This window comes from Mesorhizobium temperatum, from assembly GCF_002284575.1.
GTDB lineage: Bacteria > Pseudomonadota > Alphaproteobacteria > Rhizobiales > Rhizobiaceae > Mesorhizobium > Mesorhizobium temperatum.
In genome coordinates this window covers 106,126-129,116 of sequence record NZ_NPKJ01000060.1, presented here as the reverse complement: position 1 = coordinate 129,116, position 22,991 = coordinate 106,126, and the positions used below count along the sequence as shown (strand labels likewise).

Annotated in this window: 22 protein-coding genes and 1 pseudogene; 14 read left to right on the top strand and 9 right to left on the bottom strand. The window is 61.2% G+C overall.

The annotated features are described in order from the left end of the window. Nucleotides 1-32: 32 nt before the first annotated feature. From CIT26_RS22120 to CIT26_RS22105, 4 genes are all read left to right on the top strand, one after another. Nucleotides 33-929: a LysR family transcriptional regulator gene (locus CIT26_RS22120; RefSeq protein ID WP_095494536.1), complete on the top strand. Its 897-nt coding sequence runs from the start codon at nucleotides 33-35 to the stop codon at nucleotides 927-929. A gap of 393 nt (nucleotides 930-1,322) precedes the next feature. Then, nucleotides 1,323-2,405 (top strand): substrate-binding domain-containing protein, encoded by a 1,083-nt coding sequence (locus tag CIT26_RS22115; protein WP_095494535.1) that lies wholly within the window; start codon nucleotides 1,323-1,325, stop codon nucleotides 2,403-2,405. A gap of 84 nt (nucleotides 2,406-2,489) precedes the next feature. Beyond that, nucleotides 2,490-4,745, top strand: coding sequence for an ABC transporter permease (locus tag CIT26_RS22110; protein ID WP_095494534.1), 2,256 nt, complete (start codon nucleotides 2,490-2,492; stop codon nucleotides 4,743-4,745). After that, nucleotides 4,738-5,520 carry an ATP-binding cassette domain-containing protein gene (locus CIT26_RS22105; RefSeq protein WP_095494533.1) on the top strand — a complete coding sequence of 261 codons (783 nt, stop codon included), beginning with the start codon at nucleotides 4,738-4,740 and terminating at the stop codon, nucleotides 5,518-5,520. Before CIT26_RS22110 ends, CIT26_RS22105 begins: the two co-directional genes overlap by 8 nt. Nucleotides 5,521-5,890: 370 nt before the next feature. On the opposite strand, the gene CIT26_RS22100 is transcribed toward CIT26_RS22105, so the two are convergent. Beyond that, entirely contained in the window at nucleotides 5,891-6,766 is an 876-nt protein-coding gene (locus CIT26_RS22100) for a LysR substrate-binding domain-containing protein (RefSeq protein WP_095494532.1), read from the bottom strand. 235 nt (nucleotides 6,767-7,001) lie between these two features. Here CIT26_RS22100 and CIT26_RS22095 point away from each other — a divergent pair, with 235 nt between their 5' ends. From CIT26_RS22095 to CIT26_RS22085, 3 genes are all read left to right on the top strand, one after another. Next, complete coding sequence (locus CIT26_RS22095; protein WP_245319519.1) at nucleotides 7,002-7,406, top strand: GlcG/HbpS family heme-binding protein; 405 nt, start codon at nucleotides 7,002-7,004, stop codon at nucleotides 7,404-7,406. Nucleotides 7,407-7,445: 39 nt separating this feature from the next. After that, the gene (locus tag CIT26_RS22090; protein ID WP_095494531.1) at nucleotides 7,446-8,249 is read left to right on the top strand and encodes an SDR family oxidoreductase; all 804 of its coding nucleotides are present in this window, start codon (nucleotides 7,446-7,448) and stop codon (nucleotides 8,247-8,249) included. Between the two features lie 179 nt (nucleotides 8,250-8,428). Continuing rightward, nucleotides 8,429-8,857, top strand: coding sequence for a nuclear transport factor 2 family protein (locus CIT26_RS22085; protein ID WP_425350373.1), 429 nt, complete (start codon nucleotides 8,429-8,431; stop codon nucleotides 8,855-8,857). Nucleotides 8,858-9,298: 441 nt separating this feature from the next. Here CIT26_RS22085 and CIT26_RS22080 read toward each other — a convergent pair whose 3' ends face one another. Further along, nucleotides 9,299-9,556, bottom strand: coding sequence for a GlsB/YeaQ/YmgE family stress response membrane protein (locus CIT26_RS22080; RefSeq protein WP_095494529.1), 258 nt, complete (start codon nucleotides 9,554-9,556; stop codon nucleotides 9,299-9,301). Between the two features lie 155 nt (nucleotides 9,557-9,711). Here CIT26_RS22080 and CIT26_RS22075 point away from each other — a divergent pair, with 155 nt between their 5' ends. Both CIT26_RS22075 and CIT26_RS22070 read left to right on the top strand, forming a co-directional pair. Beyond that, nucleotides 9,712-10,158: a YidB family protein gene (locus tag CIT26_RS22075; protein ID WP_095494528.1), complete on the top strand. Its 447-nt coding sequence runs from the start codon at nucleotides 9,712-9,714 to the stop codon at nucleotides 10,156-10,158. A gap of 164 nt (nucleotides 10,159-10,322) precedes the next feature. Next, nucleotides 10,323-10,589, top strand: coding sequence for a DUF2853 family protein (locus CIT26_RS22070; protein ID WP_206072798.1), 267 nt, complete (start codon nucleotides 10,323-10,325; stop codon nucleotides 10,587-10,589). Between the two features lie 943 nt (nucleotides 10,590-11,532). Here CIT26_RS22070 and CIT26_RS22060 read toward each other — a convergent pair. Continuing rightward, the gene (locus CIT26_RS22060; RefSeq protein ID WP_095494527.1) at nucleotides 11,533-11,949 is read right to left on the bottom strand and encodes a DsrE family protein; all 417 of its coding nucleotides are present in this window, start codon (nucleotides 11,947-11,949) and stop codon (nucleotides 11,533-11,535) included. A gap of 107 nt (nucleotides 11,950-12,056) precedes the next feature. Then, on the bottom strand, nucleotides 12,057-13,394 hold the full coding sequence (locus CIT26_RS22055) for a tetratricopeptide repeat protein (RefSeq protein ID WP_095494526.1): 1,338 nt from the start codon (nucleotides 13,392-13,394) through the stop codon (nucleotides 12,057-12,059). A 196-nt stretch (nucleotides 13,395-13,590) separates the two neighbouring features. On the opposite strand from CIT26_RS22055, the pseudogene CIT26_RS38900 reads away from it, so the two are divergent. The 3 genes and pseudogenes from CIT26_RS38900 to CIT26_RS22045 form a co-directional block, all read left to right on the top strand. Further along, nucleotides 13,591-14,096, top strand: a pseudogene (locus tag CIT26_RS38900) (cupin domain-containing protein); the annotation flags it as partial. 99 nt (nucleotides 14,097-14,195) lie between these two features. Then, nucleotides 14,196-14,531, top strand: a complete 336-nt coding sequence (locus CIT26_RS37860) for a helix-turn-helix domain-containing protein (protein ID WP_245319532.1) — start codon at nucleotides 14,196-14,198, stop codon at nucleotides 14,529-14,531. Between the two features lie 1,314 nt (nucleotides 14,532-15,845). After that, nucleotides 15,846-16,712: an SMP-30/gluconolactonase/LRE family protein gene (locus CIT26_RS22045; RefSeq protein ID WP_167391508.1), complete on the top strand. Its 867-nt coding sequence runs from the start codon at nucleotides 15,846-15,848 to the stop codon at nucleotides 16,710-16,712. Between the two features lie 220 nt (nucleotides 16,713-16,932). Here CIT26_RS22045 and CIT26_RS22040 read toward each other — a convergent pair whose 3' ends face one another. The 5 genes from CIT26_RS22040 to CIT26_RS22020 are packed head-to-tail and all read right to left on the bottom strand — an operon-like array spanning nucleotide 16,933 to nucleotide 21,845. Beyond that, nucleotides 16,933-17,928, bottom strand: coding sequence for a lipid A biosynthesis lauroyl acyltransferase (locus CIT26_RS22040; protein ID WP_095494524.1), 996 nt, complete (start codon nucleotides 17,926-17,928; stop codon nucleotides 16,933-16,935). 37 nt (nucleotides 17,929-17,965) lie between these two features. Then, nucleotides 17,966-18,994 carry a zinc-binding dehydrogenase gene (locus tag CIT26_RS22035; protein ID WP_095494523.1) on the bottom strand — a complete coding sequence of 343 codons (1,029 nt, stop codon included), beginning with the start codon at nucleotides 18,992-18,994 and terminating at the stop codon, nucleotides 17,966-17,968. A gap of 37 nt (nucleotides 18,995-19,031) precedes the next feature. Next, complete coding sequence (locus CIT26_RS22030; protein ID WP_095494522.1) at nucleotides 19,032-20,303, bottom strand: beta-ketoacyl-ACP synthase; 1,272 nt, start codon at nucleotides 20,301-20,303, stop codon at nucleotides 19,032-19,034. 19 nt (nucleotides 20,304-20,322) lie between these two features. Next, nucleotides 20,323-21,510 (bottom strand): beta-ketoacyl-ACP synthase, encoded by a 1,188-nt coding sequence (locus CIT26_RS22025; protein ID WP_095494521.1) that lies wholly within the window; start codon nucleotides 21,508-21,510, stop codon nucleotides 20,323-20,325. A 53-nt stretch (nucleotides 21,511-21,563) separates the two neighbouring features. Continuing rightward, entirely contained in the window at nucleotides 21,564-21,845 is a 282-nt protein-coding gene (locus CIT26_RS22020) for an acyl carrier protein (protein WP_095494520.1), read from the bottom strand. 216 nt (nucleotides 21,846-22,061) lie between these two features. On the opposite strand from CIT26_RS22020, the gene CIT26_RS22015 reads away from it, so the two are divergent. Then, nucleotides 22,062-22,328 carry a hypothetical protein gene (locus tag CIT26_RS22015; protein WP_206072797.1) on the top strand — a complete coding sequence of 89 codons (267 nt, stop codon included), beginning with the start codon at nucleotides 22,062-22,064 and terminating at the stop codon, nucleotides 22,326-22,328. After that, nucleotides 22,312-22,755 carry a hypothetical protein gene (locus CIT26_RS22010; protein ID WP_095494519.1) on the top strand — a complete coding sequence of 148 codons (444 nt, stop codon included), beginning with the start codon at nucleotides 22,312-22,314 and terminating at the stop codon, nucleotides 22,753-22,755. The genes CIT26_RS22015 and CIT26_RS22010 overlap by 17 nt, the downstream gene beginning before the upstream one ends. Nucleotides 22,756-22,991 lie beyond the last annotated feature (236 nt).

Genomic DNA, 22,991 nt, shown 5'->3' with positions numbered 1-22,991 from the left:
AATCTGCATGTCGTAGTGAATGGAGCTCACCAATGCCCCGCGACGAGTTCAGTGAGATGCGAGCGTTTCTGGAGGTCGCTCGGGCGCGGAGCTTTACGCGAGCGGCCGCCAAGTTGGGCGTCACCCGATCGGCCCTCAGTCATACGATCAGGGCAATGGAGGAGCGGCTTGGCGTCCGTCTCCTCTCCCGCACGACCCGCGATGTGGCGCCCACTGCGGCCGGGGAGCGCCTCGTCGAAAGCATCGAGCCCCATTTCGAGAGCATTGCCGCCGGGATCAGCGCGATCAGTGCCCTGCGCGGCAAGCCCTCGGGTCAGGTCCGCATCGTGTGCCCTGATGATGCCGTCGACCTCGTCTTTCGCCCCAGGCTGCCAGCCTTCCTGCGAGATTACCCGGACATCAACGTGGAGCTCATTGTCGACAACGGCTTCACCAATATCGTCGAGCGTCAGTTCGATGCCGGTGTTCGACTTGGCGAGGCAATCGCGCGCGACATGGTGGCCGTTCGCATTGGTCCCGATGTTCGCTATTCCGTGGTCGGCTCACCCGATTACTTCGCTCGTCGGGCCGCGCCGAATAGCCCTCAGGACTTGACCCGCCACGATTGCATCAACCTGCGGCTTCCCACCTCAGGCGCATTATATGCCTGGGAATTCAGGAAGAACGGACGCGAGTTCAGCGTCCGTGTGGACGGCCAGCTGACTTTGAACAATATCGCGCCGGCGCTTGACGCGGCGCTTGACGGCATCGGTTTGGCCTATGCACCGAAGGATATTGTTCAACCATATGTTGAGAGTGATCAGCTCCAGGAAGTCCTTGCCGACTGGTGCCCGACCTTCCAGGGATATCATCTATACTATCCGAGCCGGCGTAATCCCTCGCCCGCCTTTGGCACCTTTGTCGCGGCTTTCCGGTACCAATCTCGATAGACCCTCAAATCGGTCGAACTGGGCAAACTAAATCCGCAACTCGCTTGTACGTCGGCCCAGCGATGTCTGCTTTGGTGGACGGACGAGGTAGCTGGAATGCCCCTGGTGGCAGTGCCGCAAGCAAAGGATCGTCGCGACCAACTAACCGTGGCTGGCTGCAAGCGAAAGGAAACTGGGAAGCCGAGGGTCCGCGGCTCCTACAAGAAAATCAGAACGTGCGCTTCTTGTGAAGCGACGCCGGCTTTCCGCTCTGAACTAATTCATCGGCGAAAGTGGGAGCACTATTTACGTGGGCAGGCTTTGGGCAGAATATACGGGTGGAGGAAGCATTCGGAATCCCTGAATAAATGCGCCCGAACGGCTTCCGACCGTTGGTTGCAAGGGAGGAAAATCATGAAACGTATTTTCTCGCTCGTGGCGTGTGCCGCGGCGTTATCGCTCGGCGTATCGAACGCCTACGCACAATCGGGCGGCGTCGATAAGGCGGTCGGCGGCTACAGCTTCGAAGAAGCCGCAAAGGAGGCCCCGGGTACCAAGGACTTCCATTCGGCCGATGGTCACCTCACTTTCGCTATCGTGACACACACTGCCGGCAATGGCTTCTTCGATCCGGTCTACGTCGGCGCGACCGTCGCCGGCAACCTGATCGGCGCCAAGGTCCTGCTGCTCGGCTCGGAATCGCCGACCGACGATCCTGCCCGCGAGATCGAAATCCTGAACCAAATCGTGCAGGATCCGACGATCGACGGGCTGATCATGACAACGCCCCAGGTCGGCGCCTATAACGACATCGTCAAGGCCGCCGAGGCGAAGGGCATACCGGTCGCTACGACCAATTCCTTTGACGGCACGATCCTCAACCGCAGCGGCATCGGCCACACTGGCCAGGACGCCTCCGCTGCCGCAATCGCCGGCGAGGCGCTCGTCAAGTGCCTCGCGGACAAGGGTATCGAGAAGGGTTCGATCGTCCTGCCGTCGTCGACCGCAATGGGCAACATCGAGGTGAACAATCGCGTCACTTCGGCTTTCAACGCCATCGTCAAGGGCTTGAAGGATGCCGGCAAGCTTGATGCCTTCAAGGTCGACGCGGGTCCGGAGAACACCGGTATAGACACCAATCCGAACGACCCGGTGAACGGCATCGTGACGCTGTTCGAATCGCGCGGCGATGTCGTTGGCGCGTTCGCCGGCAACAACGTGTTCACGCCGGCGCTTGCCAAGGCCGTCGCTCAGACCGGAATGACCGGCAAGATCTGCGCCTACGGTTTCGACCTCGGCCCGGCCCAGCAGGATGCGATGAAGAGCGGCGATCTGACCGGCGCGCTCGGGCAGCAGCCCTTCTTGCAGGGCTTCTGGCCGGTCATGCAGCTCTATCTGGAGATCGACCGCGGCATCGCGGCGGCCAACCTCGACACACGCGCCCAACTGGTGACGAAGGAGACCGTCGAGGACGTCGGCAAGCGCTTCGAGAACTGAGTCCACTCGGAACGTCTGAAATCATTGCGGGAGGGCGCAGGCTCTCCCGCAATGCCGCAGCAGGGAAATCGACCAGAAGAGACCATGGCGCTTACCGCGACCACATCGCTCGGCCGTGCGCCGTCCCAGATTGTCGGCGGCTGGGAGGTGGGGCTCGTTGCCTTGCTTTTGCTGCTCTATCTCGGCGGCGCTCTCGTCAATCCCGCGTTCTTCGGGTCAACAGGAGCGTTTCACTCGCTGCTCCGCGACACCTCGCGGGTTGCCATCATCGCGGTCGGAGTGACCTTCGTCATCGTCAACAAGGACCTCGATCTTTCGGTCGGTTCAACTTACGGTCTAGTCGCCGTCGTCTTTGCCAGGCTGTTCGCGCCGAACTTCCTTGACCTCGGCGTCGTCGCGTCGGCGATCCTCTGCCTGCTGCTCGGCACGCTGATCGGGCTGATTAACGGCGTGCTTGTCACCATCCTGAAGGTGCCGGCGTTCATCGCCACGCTGACCGTCCTCTTCATCGGCCGCGGCTTCGTGCTGGCGCTCACTCACGGCCAGGCGATCTACTACCCTGCCAAGGCGACCGGTTATCCGGGTTTTTTTCACCTCGGCGAGACCAACCTCCTCGGCTTCAACAACCAGATCGTGATCTTTCTCGTTGTCGCCGTGATCGGCGCCTATGTGCTTGCCAAGACGCGCTGGGGCTACGAGACCTTCGCCACCGGCGGCAACGAGCAGGCGGCGTCCTATGCCGGCATCCCGACCAACTGGGTGCGCATCCGAGCCTTCCTGATCTCCTCGCTCTGCGCGGCGCTGGCCGGCTTGATGTCAGCTGCCCAGGACAAGGGCGTGACGCCCCTCTACGGCGTCAGCGGTGAGCTGACCGTCATTGCCGCCGTGATCATCGGCGGCGCCTCGATCCTCGGCGGCCGCGGCCGGGTCGCCGGATCCTGCCTTGGCGCCCTGCTGGTGGTGCTGCTCGACAAGGTATTGCGCGAGGGCTGGCCGATCACGCGCATCATCAAGATCGGCGACGAGGAGATCACGGTCAATGCCGTTTTCTCGCTACCGGTCGGCGCGGTGCCGGTGTTCCTCGGGCTGCTGCTCGTCGTCGCGGTGCTCATCGAGCCCTATCTCATCCGCCGCCAGGTGGCAGGGCGCCTCTGGGCCTGGCTCCGCGACCGGCCGCCGCCACCGGCCTACGAGATCGGCGGCATCGCGATCGAGGGGGTGCAGACCAAGGGCGCGATGGCGACCGACATGGCGTTGTCGGCCACCGGGTTCGGCAAGTTCCTCGCCCGGCGCGACGCGCTCGCCATCATCCTGACCGCGCTCCTGTGGCTGACCGGCCTCGCGCTCCGGCCGGACTACTGGTGGAACCTGTCCAACAGCTTCGCGATCTTGCTCAACTACACCGAGCTTGCGCTGATCACCATCGGACTCACCTACGTCATCGCCGCCGGCGATATCGATCTCTCCGTCGGGGCGGTGCTTGCTCTCGCCGGCAGCACCGCCGCCTATTTCCTCAAGGTCCTTGGCGCCGACCCCGTGACCGCCGTGGCAATGGGCCTGCTCGCGGGCATGTGCGCCGGCCTCGTCAACGCGATCGTCACCGTCGGCTTCAAGCTGCCGGCCTTCATCGCCACGCTCGGCATGTTCTACATCGCCCGCGGCCTCGCCGCCTGGTTCGTCGCCGGGCAGCAGCTCACCGGCTGGCCCGAGGGCTACAACCTGCTTGGCCGCAAGGTGAACGACATCCTGCTGCACTACCGCATCTCGCTGCCGGACGGGCTGCTGCGCTCGATCGCCGAGGTGGTGAGCGTCCAGACCATCTGGATGCTGTTGGTCGCCCTCATTGCCGGCGTCGTGCTCGCCTACATGCCGCTCGGGCAGAAGGTCTATGCGACCGGCGGCAACATTCGCGCCGCCGCTTATGCCGGGATCAACACCAACCGGGTGCGGTTCTTCGCGCTTATGCTGGCGGCGCTCTGCGCGACAATGGCCGGGATCATCAACGTCGCCTACTTCCGCAGCTTCAACCCGGTGGCCGGCCAGTTCCGCGAGCTCGACGCCATCGCCTCGGTGATCATCGGCGGCGGTTCGATCTTCGGCGGCTACGGCACCGTGATCGGGGCGCTCGCCGGGGCGGCGGTGATCACCCTGATCCGGGCGCTGCTGCAGCTCAACGTCCAGGGCTTCACCATGCCCCAGCACTGGATCAACGTCTTCATCGGCGGCATCCTGATCGTGGCGGTGCTGATTGACATCTGGGTGCGCCAGGCCAACATCTTCGGCCGCCTGCGGGCGCGCCTCGCGCGGCGCACAAGAACGGCGGAGACCACCCATGCGTGACCCGACCACGCCTGCACCGATCGTAGAAATGCGGGGCATCGAAAAAGCCTTCGGTGCGGTGCAGGCGCTCCGCAACGTCGACCTCGTGCTCTATCCCGGCGAGATCCTGGGTCTCGTCGGCGACAACTCGGCCGGCAAATCGACGCTGATGAAGATCCTGACCGGCGCCTACCAGCGCGACGCCGGCGGCGAGGTCTTCGTCGCCGGGCAGCCGGTGCACTTCAAGAGCCCGCACGAAAGCCGCGACGCCGGCATCGAGATGATCTACCAGGATTTCGCTCTTTGCGGGAATATGGATGTCGGTCAGAACATCTTTCTTGGCCGTTGGCCGCGCAAGGGCCTTTTCGTTAATCGGCGGAAAATGTACGCGGAAGCCGACAGTGTGCTGAAGCGGCTCAAGGTCGACGTGAACTCCGTCTATCAAAAGGTCGAGAGCCTGTCGGGCGGCCGCCAGCAATCTGTGGCGATTGCCCGCGCTATCTCCTTTCAGCCGCGCGTGGTGATCCTCGACGAGCCGACCGCCAATCTCTCGGTGATGGCGACCGAGCGGCTGCTCGAGACCATGCTGGAACTGAAAAAGCAGGGCGTTGCCCAGATCATCATCTCCCACCGCCTCATTGACATCTTCGCTGTGGGCGACCGCGTGATGGTGCTGAAACGCGGCGAGAACGTCGGCGATCGCTACATCAAAAACACCGACGAGCATGAGGTCCTCGAGATCATCGTCTCTGGCACGCGAGAGCACGCACTCACGGCCGATGGGGCAAGGTTTTGACCGATCAGGATCGCTTTTCTCCAGGCGTCGCAGAAATGCGGCTAAAACCACCCGCTCTAAGTCCATCGAGGTTGTGGCACGAGATTGGTCGTTCACTCGAAGAATGCCGGATGTCGGGTAAGGGTGGTTTTCTGCCTTCGGTGTCGCCGATCGGAACGCGCAGGCGGCGCCATTCGCCGACCTTCATTGCGTTTCCCCAAACCTGCCTTTCGCGCAACGACTTGATGCGACCCCTCTCTGCCCTTCCTTCTGAGCAGCCATACGGCAATCCTTGACCCCAAAGCTGCCAATTGGGCACGTCATACGCCGACGTTGTTGCCGGGCTCGCCTGCTCGCTACGCTAGGGTTGCCGCCCGTTAGCGCTTTTTCTTTAGCGGGCCAGCATCAACGAGTGAACGAAGTCCCGGACAAGCAGAGACTTCGGTCGGTCGGCGGGTAGCAGCAACAAAACAACGACCTTAATGCTAGGCCTAAACGGCTTGACCACCACCTGTGAGGGATGGAACAGAGCAGCGGCGTGAGCGCTAGCGAGCGTGATCCCAACTCCTTGCGCGACAAGCGCGATTGCGGCAGGCGCGTGAGGTGTTTCGATTACAATCTTAGGCTCAGCCCCTGCTGCGTGGAATGCAGCATCGATGCGCTTTCTGAAGTGGTCCTCCGGAAGGTACGCGATAAACGGCTCCTCGTGCAGATCGGTCGGTGTGATCGTTTTCTTCTTCGCAAGGGGGTGTCCGGCAGGGAGAACGCAAAGTGCGTCCCGATTGACAAAACTCTGGCTGACAACACCAGTAGTGTCGACCAGATCAGCAGTGAGACCCACGTCGAATTCGCCAGAAGCAACGAGATCACGCACATCGCGTGAATGCATAACATGGAACGTCAATCTGATATCTGGGTGCTTCTCTCGAAAGATTCTGACTGCCTTCGCGCCGATTGTGTAGCTGGCGGCGGAAAGAGAAGCGAAGCGAACTTCGCCAGTTCCTCGATCGCGGATTCTGCTCGCTGAAGCGCGGGCAGCATCAAGACTGCGGAAGACTGTGTCGACATCTCGATAGAGCAATCGAGCTTCTGGGGTTGGGACCAGCCGGTTGCGGACGCGGGCAAATAGCGGGAACCCAACCGAGCGCTCAAATTCCGATATTCCGCGGCTTATTGCCGGCTGCGAAACACCAAGAATCTCGGCTGCCCTCGACAGCGAGCCGGTGTTGAGCACAGTCACAAAAGTTTCGGCCTGTCGGAAATTCATGCGGACCTATGCTGCCAGAAATATTCGCAGGCGCCAGCCCGCTGCGTCAACCATAACCTTTGCGCATGAAGTTATGCAATCGAGTCAATTGCCTAAAACGCAAAAGGCTATACGCTTTCTCGAAGTTCCGAAGGACGTGACGGACGTTGACCGGCGCCGCATATCGCGTGCGCTAACGCAATACGTCTGTCCTGCAGAACCTTTTGATCGAAACCCAACCGTAAGGAGAATCCTCTTGGCGCTCACGTCTCTTCATGCGCAAACCGTTATCGCGGCCGGCGAAAACCGTGCCACTGAAATTGGCGTACCGATCAACATATCGGTGCTGGACGCCGCCGCTCACCTGAAAGCCTTCAGCAGGATGGACGGCGCCCTGCTCGGCTCGATCGACATTGCTATTGGCAAGGCGAAGACCGCCGCGCTTTTCGGAATGGCGACTGAAGCGATTGGCGAATTCTGCAAACCGGGCGGTACATCGCCGGGTCTCGAGCAGACCAATGGCGGCCTCGTCGTTTTCGCCGGCGGAATACCTCTATTCGCGCCGGACGGCTCGCTTCTCGGCGCCGTCGGCGTCTCGGGCGGCGCCGTCGCGCAGGATCGCGAAGTCGCCGAAGCCGCTGTGGCTGCGCTCAGCTACTAGCCGCAACAATTCGACATAACTCCCAAGAAAGGAAAACTCATGCCCAAGACCATTCTCGTCACCGGCGCAGGCTCCGGTTTCGGCAAGGCCGCCGCCATAGGCATCGCCAGGAACGGCCACAACGTCATCGCTACCGTGCAGGTCTCGCCGCAGGTCATGCCTCTGCGCGAGGAGGCCGAGAAGCTCGGTCTCAAGAACCTTCGTGTCGAACGCCTCGACCTCACCGACCCCTATGACATCGCCCAGGCCCAGTCGTGGGACATCGATGTGCTCTGGAACAATGCCGGCATGGGTGAAGCGGGCCCCGTCTGGGAAATCCCGGTCGATCTCGTCCGCCGCAACTTCGAGATCAACGTCTTCCTGCCGCTGGTGCTTACCCAGGGCGTCGTCCAGAAGTGGGTGCGTGAAGGCAAGAAGGGCAAGGTCGTGTTCACCTCGTCCATGGGCGGCCTGTTCACGCCGGCCAACTGGGGCACCTACGTCTCGACCAAGCATGCGCTGGAATCGATCGCCGAAGCGTTGCAGCAGGAGCTCGCTCCTTACGGCATCAAGATCCAGACGATCAACCCGGGCGCCTACTACACGGGTTACAACGAAACGATGGCCGACAATCCGTTCCGCTGGCTGGATGACGCCAAGAACTTCACCAAGCGCGCCGATCTGCGCAAAGGTTTCGACGACTTCTTCGCCACGCCAGAGGGCAAGATGGATCCGAAGGAGATGATCGACCGCATGATCGAGATCGTGCCCGCCGACAACGGCAAGTTCCGCAACGTGGTGCCGAAGGTGATCGAGGACATGCTGAAGAAGCACCAGCTCGCCGCCTGGGAAAACCAGATCTGAAACGCGCTGTCTGACCCTATCGGGCGGCGGGCCTCCCCGCCGCTCCATCTTCTGCCCGGGCCGGCACTGCGGCGCGTCCGCGATCCGCCCCGGCTTTTTTCGTCAAGGAAGGAAATGACATGACAAGCTTCAGCACATTGATTGCCACGGCGGGCCTCGCCATGGCCGCCTTCGTGCCAATGGCGCAGGCGCAGAATTCTGCCGACGAGGCGAACAACAAGGCGATCGTCCAGCGTTCGTTCGATGCATGGGCGGCGGGAACCGGCAGCCCTTATGATCTGCTCGCCGAAGATGCGATCTGGACGATCGCCGGCAATTCGCTCGCGTCGAAGACCTATCCCAGCCGCGCCGCCTTCATCGGCGAGGTCATTCAGCCCTTCGTCGCCAGGATGAGCGTCGGGCTGAAGCCGGTGATCCGCGAAATCCACGCGGACGGGAGCACGGTTATCGTCCACTTCGACGCGGCCGGTACGGCGAAGGACGGCAAGCCCTATATCAACACTTATGCCTGGTTTCTCGATCTGAGCGGCGGCAAGATCGTCAAGGCGACGGCTTTTTACGACAGCGTTGCCTTCAACGACCTCTGGACCCGGGTGCAGCCAGAATAGTCGAACCTCCGTGTTCGGATTGTCCGCTTCTGGACACACGCGCCGTCGGAGATCTGGTGAGTTAAGGTCTCAGAACCACCCGATTGAGACGTAGAACGCTCCATCGCCGTACAATCCGAGCCGATGCCCCGGCCGGCTCGATCGCGCCAATTCCGGACGGTTGCGGTCGCTGCTACGGATGTCGAGTTCCGAAACGGAAGTTACCCCGCCCTACGCTGAATTCAAGCTCCATGACCTGAACGCGACTTCCGTCGCAAACGCGGATAGCCGTCGCCCACCACACACGATCGAAGAGTATCGGTGCTCTCGGCGTGATCCAATAGCGCCTCCCTCCATCTGATTTGCTTGCGGTCGCGGGCAACTCGTTGGATAGGCTTCCCGGAAAAGCGGGAAGCTCTAGTCTAGCGGCATGACAAGGGGCCATGCCGCTCGATGCTGATGCTACAACGTGCGTCGTCCGGTCATCTGATGGTAGAGCCAGAGCACGACGATCGAGCCGATAACGGCGACGATCAGGCTCCATATATTGAACCCGGTAATTCCCGATGCTCCGAAGAAGCTGAAAATCAGACCGCCGACAACCGCTCCGACAACTCCAAGCACGATGTCCATCAGCAGGCCCTGGCCACTGCTGTTGACGATCTTGCTGCCGATAAATCCGGCAACTAAGCCGAGAACAATCCATCCGATAACCGACATGAGAGGCTTCCTTCTATGCCCCTTCCGCCCCGAAATCATGCTCACACAGGGTCGGGGGAAACTCAAGGCTGCAACCAGACGCCCGAGCCTTGAAATACGGCTGCCGTGGAACAAGTATGCTTTCTGGGGGCGCACTGTAACAGCAGGAGGCCCATATGGGACTTTTCGACGACGCGGTACCTGGCGGTAAAATCGGCAAGCCGTTGATGATTGCGCTTGGCGCGCTTCTCGTCAGCAAGATGCTAGGCGGTCGACGTGACCAGTCAGATCCGGCCAACCCGCAAACTCAGACTCCCGGTTCCGAGGATGGCGGCCTTCTTGGCGGCCTTGATGGCCTGCTCGAGAAACTGAAAACTGCAGGGCAGGGTGACAAGGCGGATTCTTGGGTCGGGACCGGTGAGAACAAGCCCATTCAGCCCAACGATCTGGGCAAGGCGCTCGGCGACCAAACCGTCAAGGAACTGGCGGCCAAGGCGGGTGTTAGCGAGGAAGAACTGCTGAAGCAGCTTTCCACTGCTTTGCCGGGCGTTGTCGACAAGCTCACGCCGAACGGGAACCTGCCGAAGAAGGAACAGGTCGCCGCCGCCCTCAATGCCGCATAGACAAATAATCGCAGCCGGGTCCGGGCGAACCGTGCCGAAATGACGTTAAGGCCGCTCGCAACGGGCGATGAAACTTGGACAACGGAGAGGGAATCAGATGACCAGGCGAGACGAACTGGCCGCCAAATACGCGACAGACTTAAAAGTGCGGTGTCACGCCGGACATGAGCCTTCTGAAGAAGGTAACAATTGGTTGCGGCCCGTCGATCTACAGTGCAGACGCTTCGACAGTATCTGCCTCTGACAAATCCGAATTGGAGACGATCAAGAAGCGTTTTCTGATCGGTAAACTCGGTTTGAAGGACGGACCGGACCTCGACAAGCGACTTTCCGACGTGATCGAGCAATATGGCCGGTCCAAGCGCAACAAGTACCGGGCGGTCGTCTACTATCTTCTCGCCACGTATTTCAGCGTCCTCAGGCTCTCTTGACTATGCTGTATCGCTCGATGGATCGCCTCTGTCGTCGTGGCGCTCCCATGCAGAACCTGGCCCATAGCGCATCCTTTGATTCGGAGGACAAGGATGCCCCATCAAAGCCTGGGATCAAACATCTAGGCCAAGGCACCCGGATCCCGTTCAAGCTTGAGCGCTGTCTACTGGGTGACAGCATGCGCTGATTGCGATGCTCTGTTAATTCGTAAACGAAAGTCCGCATTCACCTACGTCTGCGACATTGAAACCGATGGCGTCAAACGTCTCGAACGGGTCAGGAACGTTGGTTCCGGTTAACGTCGGCTATCGGGCAGCGAAATGGGCTGATGAAGGACGGCAAAGTCACGACGATGCCCACAGCAACCTGAATGTCCGCTCTTGAATATTCGCGGCCCGAAGCTGCGGTCTGCTCTCGTGCCGAAAGGCGATGGTAGAAAATCTGCTCGTCAATGGCCGCCTCTGGCGCTTAGCTGACGTTCTGGCCGGCGATCATTACGCCCCGTTTAATTAGCCACAATGTTAGCATATATCAGCCGCCGGATTTGGGAGCTTTTGACCCAAAGGCGATCTTCGTGAGACGCTGACCGTGTGGCGGCTTTGCGCCCATGTCGGCCGTTGAGGTCAGCTTTGCCACCGCCTGAAAGCAGACATCGCCGGCGACCACGCTGGACGTCGCGGTTGCGCCATCTCCTGACCTTCATTGCCAGCAACGTGAACGTCGCGTCTCCGTCCCCTAAGCGGTCGTTGCAGGAAAAGGGACCGCAAGATGCGGTCCCGTCCGTTTATTGCTGAGCTCCGGAGGTATCCCGGCGCCTCATTGCGCGGTGGTGGCCGAGAAGGACGCTTGCATATCCTCGACAATCTGGTCGATCGAAAGCTCGAGGGACGTTGTGCAGGCGGGAACTCCTTGAAAGTCTTAAGGTAACTGGCTGACGAACGCTCAAAAGTACTGACAGTGGTCCGCCTTGACGGCCTTTTCGGTCAGAAACCAACCAGGATCCACGATTCCCTCAGCTTCGGCTATGAGGTCGGCGGGCTCGACCTTGAACGTCTGCGCCGCATAGCGGCAGCCGTAGAGGTTGACATTTCCGGTCTCAGCAAGAAGCTTCAGAAAGTCCTCGATCTCGGTCGGCTCTCCGTCCGCGGCCATCCGGCCGCGAAGCCAATCGGTTTCGCACTTGTGTCGGCCGTCCACCGAAAGGGCAGCCGCCCCTTTGCTGGTCAGCGCCCTTACTGCCCAAAGCAGGAAGAGCATGTCGACCTTCACGCCCTTTCGGGCCTGGGTGTAGGCGAAGGTCAGCGGCGTGAGGATCTTATCGTAGGCGTCATCGCGTACGACGATTGCTAGATGTTTCATGATTGAAACTCCAATGGCGCGGTTGATGGAGCCCCGAGGGGCCGTGTCGAGACTTCAAAATTCCTGCGTTCCGCCGCCGGACTACCGGATACGAAACGCAGGTTCGCTCAGGCTGCTTCCCGGTCCGGCGCTGCATTCGCTCCGGCCCGGGTCAGGAAGCTTCGATTCACCGGGCTGTGGGGTTTCAGCGCAAGGCGCTCGTTCGCGAGGGCTTGAGCCAAGCCTGTCAGACCTCCGCGCACGGCGGCCTCAGCAAGCGTCCAGTCGATGATGTCGCGTTGCGCGTGGCTGCCGCCGAACGAGTTGGCGATGAAGCGTGCGCCAGAGAGGCGTTGCGCCGCGGTGTTATAGTCGCCGTGCCAGAATGCCGTGAACCCTTCAACAAGGGGCATAGCAGTCCGTTGCCCCCATTCGGCGACATCGGTGACGTCGGTTCCGTTTCGATAGGATGCGAGGATCCGTTCGACCTCGCTGTTCCGGCCGGCGCCAAGATATGCCATCACCGCGTGCCAGTCGTTGAAGGGGTATGTGCGGCCGTCGGCATGATTGTCCCAGGTCGCCGCCAATTCTTGCCAGCGGTCGCCGACATCGTGCCCTGAAAGATGCAGGCGCCAGAGAAGCGCCGAGGCGTCGACCATGTCGAGTGCGACGGTGCTCCGATCCCTGCGGATCGGACCGTCATAGAGCGCGAAGACCTCGTCGACTTGCCCGAGATCTAGATGGTAGAGCGAACGATGCCACCAGTTGTGAACCTTGAAGAAATTGTCGTCGCCGGACCAGTGGGGTTCGCGAGCGATCATCCAGCCGATGCCATCCTCAGCGCGGCCCTGCATCTCCATCACATGGGCGACGGCATGGTGGGCCCAGCTGTCGAGCGGCTGCAGGTCGACCGCATGGCGGCCAGCTTCTTCCGCTCGCCCATAGTCGCCGGTTTCCTCCAGCCCGAATGAATGCATCCCGAGCAGGATCGAATAGCCCGGCATATCCGCGGACCATTTCGGCAGCACTCGCGCGATCCTGTCGCGCAGGTCCCGGGCGTTGGCGCGGTAGAAATCCATCAGGTGGCCCGACTGAAGCGCGACGAGGTCGTGCGGATAGTTCGCATTGTGCAGGTCGAGGGCCTCGGCGGCGGCGGTCCAGTGTCCTTCCAGCAGCAGGTCAAGCGCGGCGACATGAGACGCCTCCCGCTCCGAAAGCCGCAATGACTTAACCTTGGCGACGATTGCTTTCGCATCCTTCGTCGCCCCCGGCTCGGTCGCGAGCCCGAACAGGTGCACCTTCAGGATTTGCGCCATCGCGAATTCCGGGGCCGCCTTGATGGCTTGGTCCAGCATTCCGATGGGGTCACCACGGTAGAGGTTGAAGGCCGCAGCAGCTCGATCGTACAGTCCCGCGGCTTCGAATGTTGCGCCGGAAAGCGCGTGGCCCTGCTGATCGACGATCATAATTGGTTTCCTTCTTGAATAGAGAGAGTGAACGCATCACCGACCCCGGCCGGCCGTGAGCTTCCGGCTGCCGGATCAGCGGTTTCAATGCTAAGCTAGACTTGCTGGTCGGGCCGGTTAATGAGCGATGCGCCGGAACTCTTGACCGATCCGCCGTTTTTAATGGAATGTCGTCCCGGTGGATGCTCTTTTGGATATGCTTCGAGCGATGCGCCTCACGGGAGGCATCTTCCTCGACGCTGAACTCACAGCCCCATGGTGCATTTCGGCGAAGGTCGGGCCGGAGGACTGCAGCCCGTTTACGCCCGAGCCTCGTCACATTATCGCGTATCATTACGTCACCGCCGGCCGCTGTGTCTTGAAGGTCGGCGGCCAGCAGCCGGTGCAGATTGAGAGCGGCGAGATCGTGGTTCTGCCACGAAATGACGATCACGCCTCGGAAGTGCATTAAACCTGCGGCCCGTCAGTGCCGAGCAACTGATCCAGCCGGGACCGGAAGGCGGGCTTGCAAAAATCATTTATGGAGGGAACGGGGAGCGGACGCAGATTTTCTGCGGCTTTCTTGGCAACGATCTTCCGCACAACGCCTTCATCGCAATGCTGCCAAGCGTGCTGAAGCTCGATGTCGCCGAAGGCGGGAGCTGGATAGAAAGCACCTTCCGCTTCGCAACGAAGGAGTTGGCGGGACGCCACGCCACATCGCCAGCAATGCTCGCGAAGCTCGCAGAAGTTCTGTTTATGGAGGCCGTCCGACGCTACTTGTCGTCTCAGCCCCCGGCGGGAAATACCTGGACAGCTGGAATGCGCGATCCGGTCGTCGGACGCGCCCTTGGGCTACTCCATGGCCAGATTGCCAGGCGCTGGACGACGGAAGCTCTTGCACGAGAGATAGCCGTTTCCCGTTCGGCCTTCGCGGAGCGCTTCACGCGCGTGATCGGCGAGCCGCCCATGCGTTATCTGGCGAGACAGCGGTTCGAACAGGCTTCGGCGCAACTGAGGGATTCCGCCGACCCGATCGTGCGGATCGCCTTCGATATCGGCTATGAGTCCGAAGCGGCTTTCAACAGGGCGTTCCGACGCGAATATGGCGTCCCACCAGCGGCCTGGCGGCGAGAGCACATGGTCCGCAAAGCCTGATCTGACGACGAATCGTCGAGGGCACATCGTCGAGGGCACAACTCATCCCGATCGGCGAACGGCAACAAAGGCTGACATAGCTGCCCTTGACCTCCAACCACTTGAGGACCCGAACGGGTCACGAGCGCTGGTTGGGCCCAATGTCCGGTTTCTGGAAGGAAAATGGGGCCCGGAAGGTCAGGATTGGGGTCACGACGTTCCCTTGACCTCCCATCAGGGATGGTCCGCAAGGGGTCGTGAGCCGAAATTCAAACTGAGACACTACCGATTTCGCGCATTGGTTGCACCCAGGCTTCGGACACGTTATTATTGTCCCTCGCGCTCCCGGGGGGAGTGGATGAGCATCGTCCAAAGGATTAGTCCAGGTGTAGATTAGGCGATTACCGCAATCCTCAATAGGGCAGACCTTGGGGACACCGTCTCGATCAAAGCGGCATTGAACCAAATTCGGCAGGCTGCGCCTGATTTGGTCGCATCCAACGACGAGATAACCGAGCTATCGTCGAGGCGCATACTGCCCTGGGCCAGTTCGTGGCTTTTGATGCGCGATTAATATCCGTTCAATCTAGCGTAGTTATCTGAAACCGCTCGGAAGCTTCTAGCAAACATTTCGGACCTTTTACGGAACCCTTCAGTAATCGATGAGTTGCGTACAAAACTAAAGGTAACCGTTATGGCAACTCGAGATAGGGATCGTGCCTTCCGGGAGTTGATCAGTTCGGAAGATAATCGTCGGAAGCTACGCAAGCGATTAAGCATGGAGGCAGATCAAACTCTGCCACCGAAGCTTTTCGCACTAGCGGTGGAGCTTCAGGAGCAGCTTGAGCGGCGAGAGCAGGAATTGGCTGACGAGAACCCCGAGCAGCCCTAAGTTGCCCTTATGGCGAACTGAACACCACTGAAGGGGCCGCATCAGCGGCCCTTTTTAACATCTGTGCCAGCTCTCTGGGCCGCTGCCCGCCTCGTAGTTGTCGAGGCAATTCAAAACCTTAGCCAGAAGCACGACCTATCGTTGGCGGCCCCGCGTCGGCGTCGCAACCGGCGGCGTGGCGGTAGGCAATCGCCCGGCGAACATGTGAGCCGAGGTCGGCAAGGTCGAACAGACCACCGATGAGGTGTGTCCGACGTCGACTTCCAGGGATGTTGGAACTGGCATTCATCTGGGGAATTATAAAGCTCACAAGGCTAAGCAGATGCCGCTTGGCAAACAGACTCGTCAGAGCAATCGAAAGCGTCAACCGTAAGAGTTGCAAAACCACCTATGCAATGTGCGGTTGCCTGAACGCGTCAGATAAACAGCACAGGGAGGCTATGATGATCAGGCTGCAGTCAGGTTTATTTATAATTCTACTACTAGGATTGGCGGGTTCGCCTGCGAGAGCGGAGGAGATCTGGTCGCTTGACGGGTTCAAGGCCCCCGAGAGCGTACTTTTCGACGCTAAGCGGAATGTCTTCTACGTCTCCAACATTGCTGGCGACCCCGCCGGCAGGGATGGGGTCGGATACCTTTCGAAGGTGTCGCCTGACGGAAAGTTGCAGGCAGCCGAGTGGGTGACCGGCTTTAACGCGCCCAAGGGATTGGTGATGCAGGGCGATACGCTTTTCGTCACCGACATCGACCGGCTTATGGCCGTCGACGTCGAGAGCGGTCAGATCACTGGAACGTGGCCTGCAGAAGGCGCTCAGTTCCTCAATGATCCCGCCGTCGACGAGGCGGGTCGTGTCTTTGCTTCCGACATGCTGGCGAACAGGATTTATGTTCTGGACAATCAAGCTCTCTCCGTCTGGCTCGAGAGCGAGGATCTCCTGCATCCGAACGGTCTGCGCGTCGAAGACGGTCGCCTCCTCGTCGCCGGCTGGGGTCGCGACATCCAGCCGGATTTTTCGTCCAAGACACCCGGCCACCTTATCGCGATTGACCTGAACACGAAGGCTATCTCTGACATCGGGTCCGGCGAGCCTGTTGGAAATCTAGATGGTCTAGAATCGGACGGAGCCGGGAATTGGCTGGTCACGGATTGGGTCGCAGGGGCGCTCTTTCGCATTCATCCGGATGGAAAAGTCGAGCAGCTGATGGACCTCAATCAAGGCAGCGCCGATCTGGAATTTCTGGAAGACAAGAAGCTGGCAATCATCCCGATGATGATGGACGGCAAACTGGTCGCAATTCGATTGGATTGAGCAACTTGAGAAGAGGCTCGCATTGTCCTCTCCCCAATTGGCCGAACAGGGCGGCGGTCGAGCGATCCGGCCGAAACAAAAAACCCGCCTCAGTGGGCGGGGCGCAGATCAACATTGTGCTTAAATTCCTAGCGTAACTGCCGTCACTTGTCAAGTCGAGACTACCCACGGTTGCAGGGCAATCGATTCGCGCTTGCGCTGCCTCTCATCGTCCTGCCGCTCAGGCGGCTTCGCCGCGCTGTCTCGCCTGGCGATGCTTTCCGCGCGGGCCGCTGATTTCCCATCTTTTGTGGAACCACATCCACTGGCCTGGATCCTCGCGCACCCAGCGTTCGACCACGTCGTTGAGCAACTGGGTGGTGGCATGGACGTCGACACTGCCGCCGGCGGTGCGCGGCAAGTTCAGTCTGTCCTCGATTTCGAGCCGGAAGCGGTTGCCCGGCAAGCGCACGCAGCGCGCCGGATAGACATCGCAATCATAGTGCCGCGCCAGGGTGCCCAGAACCCGGTTGCTCTCGCACGGGCGGCCGAAGAATGTCGTTTCGAGCCCGCTCGAGAATTTCTGGTCGACGAGCACGCCGATATTGCCGCCTTTCTCCAGGATTGCTGCAAGCGCGAATGAAGCGCCGGTCGCGGAGGGCAGAAGCGACCCCATGGTCGAGCGGCGCGTCGAGAGGATGTAGTCGGCAAGATAGGGGTTGTTGGGCGGGCGAAACAGCGCCGTGATGTTCATGCCGAAAGTGGCTGCCGCGACCGGAAGCAGTTCGAAATTGCCGAGATGCCCGGTGAAGATGATATGCGGCTTTTGCTCGCCGGCGATATGCACGAAGTGCTCGACCCCCTTGACCTCGATGCGGCCCGGTTTCGTCGCGGCGGGATCGTAGTCGAACAGGGCGTCGAGAAAGATGTATTCCGCGGCGAGCCGAGCCATGTTGCCCCACATGTCGGACGCGATGGCCTGGATCTCGCGGTCGCTCTTTTCCGGATAGGCGTTGCGCAGATTGGCGATGGCGACGTTGTGGCGTCCCACCCACGGGCCAATGCGACGGGCGGCGCGGTCGGCGAAATTAAGCGCGCTGTCGACCGGCAGCAGACGCAGCAGCCAAATTATCGTCATCGCGACGCGCGCAAGCAGCCAGTAGTTGAACTGGCGCAGCCGCCTGCCGTGGCGGAACGCCAAGTCCCGGCGGAGCTTCTTGAAGGCGCTGCCGACCATTCCTAGACCATGATGTTTTTAGACAGCAACATCATGGTCAGCCGACGCGCAGGATGATCTTGCCGAACACGTCACGGCCTTCCATGCGCTTCAGTGCGGTCTCGATGCCGTCGAAGCCGACTTCGGTGTCGATGACCGGAGAAACCAGCCCCGCCGCCATTTTCTGCATGGAGTCGGCCATGTTTTGCATGCGGCAGCCGAACGAGCCGAGCAGCTTCAGCTGCTGCTGGAACAATTGCATCAGGTTGATCTGCGTCGACACGCCCGAGGTCGAGCCGCAGGTCACCAGGCGGCCGCCGCGTTTCAGGCACAGCATCGAGGCGGCAAAGGTGTCGGCGCCGACATGCTCGAAGACGACGTCGACGCCCTTCTTCTTCGTCAGCTTGCGCACGACGCCTTCGAAACGGTCCTCGCGATAGTTGATGACATGGTCGGCGCCAAGCGCCTTCGCCTTGTCGACCTTGTCGTTCGAGCCAACCGTGGTGATCACGGTGCAGCCCATTTTCTTCGCGAGCTGGATCGCGGCGGAGCCGATGCCCGAGCCGCCGGCATGGATCAGGATGGTTTCGCCGGGCTGCAGCCTGGCATTGTCGAACAGCATGTGTTCGACCGTACCGAAGGTGACGGGCGCGACGGCGGCGCCGATATCCGTCACGCCGGGCGGGGCAGGGACCAGCAGGCGCGCCGGAAGGTTTATCTTCTCTTGCGCAAAGCCGTCGAGATGGAAGCCGTGTACGCCCGAGACATGCTCGCAGAGGTTGTCGCGGCCTTCGCGGCAGGCGCGGCAAAGCCCGCAGGTGCGCGCGCCGTAGATCGACACAAGCTGCCCGGGTACAAGGCTGGAGACGCCGGGGCCGACCGCCTCGACCTCGCCTGAAGCTTCGGCGCCGACAACCAGCGGCAGCTTGCGCTTGGCGAAGGCCATGCCGCGCCAGCCCCAGACGTCGATATGATTGAGCGCCACGGCCTTGATGCGCAGCGTCACTTCGCCCAGCGCAGGCTGCGGCGGAAGCGGCAGGTCCACCGTTTCAAGGCGGCGGTCCTCGATAAGTTGCAATGCGCGCATGGAGCCTGTCGGTTCTGTTGAGCGGGAAAAGGCTCGCTTAGACTGGTTCCCGCGCCATGACAAGGCAGGTGTTCTGGCCGCCGAAGCCGAAGGAGTTCGACAGCACCGTGCCGACCTCGGCGTTGCGCTTCTGGTTCGGCACCACGTCGAGCACGATCGCCGGATCGGGATTGTCGTAATTGATGGTCGGCGGGATGACACTTTCGCGCATGGTCATCAGCGAAAATGCGGCCTCGACGGCGCCGGCGGCCGACAGCGTGTGGCCGATCATCGACTTGTTCGACGAGATCGGCATCGAGCCGATCCGCTCGCCGAACACGGTCGACAGCGACAGATGCTCCATCTTGTCGTTTTCCGGCGTCGAGGTGCCGTGGGCGTTGACATAATCGATCTCGTCCTCGCCCAAGCCGGCATCGGCGAGGGCGGCGCGAACCGCCGCGATCGCCGGTGAGCCGTCCGGCTTCGAGCGGGTGCGATGGAAATCGTCGGCCTTCTCGCCGCAGCCGCGCAGGATGCCGAGAATGGTCGCGCCACGGGTCAGTGCGGCCTCCAGCGATTCCAGCACAAGCGCGCCCGAGCCCTCGGCCAGCACGAAGCCGTCGCGGTCCTTGGAGAACGGCTTGGACGCCTTTTCGGGGATGTCGTTGTGGGTGGAGAGTGCCGAAAGCAGCGAAAAACGGATCAGCGCCTCGGCAGTTGCTGAGCCGTCGGCGCCGATCGATAGCGCCCTGTCGCATTCGCCGCGGCGGATCGCCTCGACGCCGAGCTGGATCGAGGTGGCACCCGAGGCGCAGGCCGTCGACAGCGTGATCGGCAGGCCGCGTGTCCCAAAACGGTCGGCGAGGCGGTCGGCGATCGAACCGAACTGGGTGGTTTCGAAAACATCGAGTTCCTTCAAACCGCGCGCCACGCGAAGCAGCCGTTCGGCGCCGATGTCGTGCTTGTCGGAATTGTAGAGCGAAAAGCGCTCGCTCCAGTCGAGTTCGACCGGCGGCGAGGCGAGGAAAAGCGGCCCGCCGAAATCGCCCGACTTAAGGCCGGCTTCGGCCACGGCTTCCTGGGCGGCGATCTCGGCGAGATCGTAGGTAAGAAGGCTGGCGCCCTTGGAGCTCGACGGCAGGAAATCGACCATGCCGGAGATGCGGGTATTCAGATGGTCGACCGGAAAGCGGGTGATCGGATGGATGCCGGACTTGCCCGCGGTGAGCGCTGCCCAATTGTCGGCCTTGCCGACACCCAGCGATGTCACCACGCCGATGCCGGTGACGGCGACGATCGGCTTGCCCATGTGATCGTTCAGATTGGCCATGTTTTTATCCTGACACCCTCTAGGCGGCGTTGACCAACGCCAAGCCTTCGAATTGGTGATAGCCGATTGCCGTTGCAAGGACGGTCCTGGGAACGCCGTTGAACGGCTTCTCGGTGGCGGCGTCAAAAGCCGGGTAGGCGGCCTTGCGCTCGACAGCCAGTGCCGCCAGCGCCACGGCGAAGGGAAACTGCGCTTCCTTCATGTGGCCGGTCAGCGTCGAAAAGCCGCGTGCGGCAATCGCCGGATTGGCGTCGAGCGCCGATTTCTCGGCAGCAGTAGCGGCATGGGCACCGGAAGCGCCTGAAATCGTCAGCAACTCGCCGTTCGGCAATGCTGCCTGCCTGAGCAGCGCGGCGATCTCGGCATCGAGCTCGCGCTGCCGGCGCCTGGCGCGTCCGGATATGATCGGGCCGAGTTCGGCATAGATCTTTCGCCCGCGGCTGATCGCATGTTCGCGCTGTTCCAGGACGAGAAACGCGCCGCCTGATCCAGTCACGACGCCGCCGCCTTCCAGGCCCTGTCTCTGCCAGACCGGTCTCCAGGGGCCGCGATGCAGGTAGCCGGCCAATTCATAGCCAAGCAGCATGTCGGAATGTTCGGTCTGGAAGGCGCCGCCGACCAGTATATGCGTCGACTGGCCGGAGCGGATGCGCGCGGCGGCCGTCTCGACGGCGGCGACGCCGGCACCTTCCTCGCCCATGAAGGTGCGCGACGAGCCGGTCACCTTGTGGACGATCGAGATGTTGCCGGCGAGCAGGTTGGAGAGCTGCGCGAGAAACAGCGTCGGCCGCAACTCGGTGGTCAGTTTCTCGTTGAGCAGCACGTCGCGGTCGTTGCGGCTTTCCGAGGCGGCGAGAATGTCGGCGTCGACCGCCTCGTCGCGCTCGCCGCCGCCGGCAGCCACCACCATGTCCATGGTCGTGCAGAGTTCGTCATTGCCCTTGATGCCGGCATCGTCGAGCGCCATGCCGGCGGCGTAGGTGCCGAGCCTTTGCCAGGTTTCCATCTGCCGCTGGTCGCCGCGCTTGGCGATCTGCAGGTTCCAGTCGATCTCCGGCAGCGGGTGGACGGTGTAGGGCGAGAAGCGCGCAGCTTCGATCACCGGTTCCAGGCCGGGCTGGACGAGTTTGCGCCAATGCGCATCCGGGCCTTCTCCCAGCGAAGAGACAAGGCCGATGCCTGATATGACGACGTCGTGGGGGCTCATGGGCGAGGGTTCATGGGGCGGCTGTTGTGGGTCAGGCTAGAAAACGAACCATTTCAGGCGTTCTTGGCCATGACCAGCGCGTCGATCTTGGCGCACAGGTTCTTCATGACGAAGTAATCGTCGGTCGAGGCCTTGCCGTCATTGACCTCTTGCGTCCACTTTTCCAGCGGCACCTTGATGCCGAATTCCTTGTCGATGGCAAAGACGATGTCTAGGAAGTCGAGGCTGTCGATGCCGAGATCGTCGATAGTGTGGCTTTCAGGGGTGATCGTGTCGATATCGATCTCACTGGTGTCGGCGATGATCTTGGCGACTTTGGCGAACGTGGTGGACAAGGGCTTTTCCTTCGGTTGCGGGCGGAATCTGTCCGCATGTGTTTGGGCGCTGTCTAATTGGTTTTTCCGGGCAGGAAAAGGCCTGAACGCCGGGCGCAGATGGGATACCCACTTCGTAAACGCAAGAAAGAGCCGTTGGCGACCCTCCCGGCGATATGCCGCAACCATCCCATCTCTGGTCGTTGCATGTACCCATGTACCATGGTACGGAAATCTATGACCATAGAACGCGTGCAGACCGGGGTGCGCCTGGAAAAACGATTGGTGAAGGTGCTCAAGGCCTTGGCCGAGCATCGCGACATGAGCCTGGGTGACCTCATCGAGGGCATCGTGCTGCATGCCTTCGAAGGCCAGACGCCGTTTTCCCCGACGACCCTGGAAACAATTGGACAATTGAAGCGCATCTACGGAATGGAGCTTGGCGCAGCGGACAGCCACCGTCTGGTGGAAATCGACGGGGAGGGGGATGACGAACCATCTTGAGCGCACCCACAGCATCGTGCTTTCGGGGCCGATCGACCGCGTCTTTCCGCTGTTCACGCCGATCGGAGAGACCCTTTGGGTGGACGGCTGGGATCCGGAGTTTCTGCATCCACAAGACGGGGAGACGCGCCAGGGCATGGTCTTCCGGACCACCCACGGTGATGAGACCACGCTCTGGGCCTGCACGGACTGGGAACCGCTGACGCATTGTGTTCGCTATGTCCGGGTGACGCCGGATTCGCGTTTCGGATTCGTCGAAGTGGCCTGCCGCCCGACCGCTGACGGAGCCACCGAGGCGTCGATTGCCTACACGCTCACTGCCCTGAACGCGGCAGGACGATCGTATCTGTCCGAGCTGACGGAGGATGCATTCGCGCACATGATCGAGGCGTGGAAGCTCCGCATCGACGCTTGGCTGCAAGTGTGAAAATCTAACGCTAGGTAGCGGGCAGTTAGCCGTCATCCGCATTGGTTGCTGGAACGAGCCAGGTGCGCCAGGACCGGACAATCCGCTATCGGATGCTTTCCCGTGTAGCGAACGCGAACGTCCGTTCAGGGAAGCGAGCGGCGCGACCGAATTCGCCACAGCTGCGCACCTTGCCGATGTCGATTCCGGCAGCGACGCGCAGTATTTACCTTAACGTGGGAGAAGTAGAGAGACAT